Genomic DNA, 2,552 nt, shown 5'->3' with positions numbered 1-2,552 from the left:
CGACACCACCAACCACCACACCCTCAAACAAACCCTCCACACCATCCCCCACCACCACCCCCTCACCGCCGTCATCCACACCGCCGGCATCGCGGGGGAGGCGAAGCCGCTGGTGGAGCTGGAGTTGAACGAACTTGAGGCAGTGCTTGCGGCCAAGGCGGTCGGTGCGTGGAATCTGCACGACCTGCTCAGGGACGTACCGCTCGAACTGTTCCTGATGTTCTCCTCCGTGTCCGGTGTGTGGGGGAGCGCGGGCCAGGGCGGTTACGCCGCGGCCAACGCGTATCTGGACGCGCTGGCGGAGCACCGTCGTGCCGAGGGGCTTCCCGGGACGTCGATCGCCTGGGGCGCCTGGGCCGGTGACGGCATGGCCGGGGACGACGAGTACGTGGCCTGGTTGAACCGCAGCGGCATGCGCACCATGGCGCCGGCGCGGGCGATGGCCGCACTGCAGTCGGTGGTCGACCGGGACGAGACGTGCGTGACGGTGTCGGACATGGACTGGGCCCGCTTCGCGGACGCCTTCAACGCGGCGCGGCACCGTACGCTGCTCGACCGCCTGGAGTACACGACCGAAGCTGATGGGACCGCGGGGGCGGCCGATTCCGATTCCGTGGGCCCGCTGGCCGCGCGGATTGCTTCGGCGGCGCCGGCCCAGCGTACATACGTACTCCTGGAGGCCCTCGGCGCTGAGGTGGCCGCGGTGCTCGGTCACGCGCGAGCCGTGGAGCTCGAGGAAGATCTGTCCTTCCTGAAGATCGGCTTCGACTCGCTGATGGGAGTGGAGCTGAAGGGCAAGCTCGCCACGGCCACCGGTCTCGACCTGCCCGCCACGCTGATCTACGACTTCCCGACCCCGGCCGAACTCGTCGCCCATCTGCTGGAGCGACTGGCAGGGAGCGCCGACGCTGACCCGTCCGACGGGCTCCTGACGCCGCTGCGGGAGCTGGAACGGGCGCTTGAGTTCACGCCAAACGACGACGCCCTGCGCGAAGAGGTCACCGGACGCCTCGAGACGTTGCTGTGGCGGTGGCAGGAGCTGACCACGGGTGGCACCGGCACGAGTCCGGAGCCCGGCGGCGAAGACCTGCAAGAGGACCTGGAAGCGGTCACGGACGACGAGATCTTCGACCTGCTCGACCGCGAATTCGGCGACAGCTGACAAGCCGGATCGACAGCAGCACAGCAGCACAGCAGAGACAACAGAACTACAGGACAAGGGAGAGGGGCTTCCGCCATGGCGGACTTGCTCGTGGCCGGAGGAGGCATCGGCGGCCTGGCCGTCGCGCTGGCTGCCGCTGAGCGGGGGCACCGGATCACGGTGCTCGAACGGCGGGACGAGTTCACGGAGATGGGTGCCGGCATCCAGCTGGCGCCCAACGCCTTCCATGCGCTCGACCGGCTTGGTGTCGGTGAACAGGTGCGGGACCGTGCGGTGTTCATCGAGGCGCTGCGCCTGATGGACGGCACGACGGACGAACAGGTCAACGCCATGCCGCTCGGCACGGCCTACCGGGCGCGCTTCGGCAATCCGTACGCCGTGGTGCACCGTACGGATCTCTATCAGCCGCTGCTCGACGCCTGCCGGCGAACGCCTCGCGTCGAGCTGTGCACCGGCGTCGGGGTGACCGGCTACGAGCAGGACGCCGATGGAGTCACCGCCTTGCTGGAAGGCGGGGAGCGGCTGTGCGCCGACGCCCTGGTCGGGGCGGACGGCATCCACTCGGCGGTCCGCGCCCAGCTGATAGGTGACGGCGAGCCGCTGGTGTCCGGGCACACGATCTACCGCTCGGTCATTCCGATGGAGCGGGTGCCGGAGGAACTGCGGTCCGACTCCGTGACGTTGTGGGCCGGGCCGGGCTGGCACTTCGTGCACTATCCGATCAGCGGGGGCCGCGAACTCAACCTCGCTGTGACCAAGGACGACGGGGCCCGCGAGGCCGTGACCGGCCGGCCGACGCCGACCGAGCATGTGCTGGCCCAGTTCCGCGGGATGGGGCCGCGGGCAGCGCGCCTGATGAGCCTCGGGGAGCAGTGGAAGTGCTGGGTGCTGTGCGATCGTGACCCGGTGTACGGATGGACGGACGGCCGGGTCGTGCTGGCGGGCGATGCCGCCCATCCGATGCTCCAGTACGCGGCACAGGGCGCCTGCATGGCGCTGGAGGACGCGGTGCATCTGGGCTCGGTCCTCGACGTGGGTGCCGATGACCTGCCCCAGCGCTTCATCGACTACAACTGCGCCCGCGCCACCCGTACCGCGAGGGCGCAGCAGGTGGCGCGGGCGATGGGCCGGGAGGTGTACCACCCGGCGGGCGTGGCCGCGAAGGAGCGCAACGCGGAAATCGGCGCCCTGTCGCACACGGAGCTGTATGAGAAGGTCGCCTGGCTGCATGATGCGAGAGCGTGAGCCGGCGCTCCGTACGACCGGTCCGGCCTCCCCACCTTCGAGGGTGGGGAGGCCGGACCCGGGGTTAGGAGTGATCGGACTAGTTGCTGGCGCGGGGTGTGGGCGCCCGGGCCCGGCACGGGCAGCGGGGGCACGGGCCCCGGGG

Annotated in this window: 2 protein-coding genes; both read left to right on the top strand. The window is 70.1% G+C overall.

The features are described 5' to 3' along the window. A partial coding sequence (locus ABZ833_RS45555; protein ID WP_361060017.1) for a KR domain-containing protein occupies positions 1–1,162 on the top strand: 1,162 nt, incomplete at its 5' end. 75 nt (positions 1,163–1,237) lie between these two features. Beyond that, positions 1,238–2,407, top strand: coding sequence for a 3-hydroxybenzoate 6-monooxygenase (locus ABZ833_RS45550; RefSeq protein ID WP_361060014.1), 1,170 nt, complete (start codon positions 1,238–1,240; stop codon positions 2,405–2,407). Positions 2,408–2,552 lie beyond the last annotated feature (145 nt).

It is taken from the genome of Streptomyces sp. NPDC047525 (assembly GCF_040643025.1).
GTDB lineage: Bacteria > Actinomycetota > Actinomycetes > Streptomycetales > Streptomycetaceae > Streptomyces > Streptomyces durmitorensis.
Note: the sequence above shows the minus strand (reverse complement) of the source record. Positions and strands in the feature narration are given on the sequence as shown.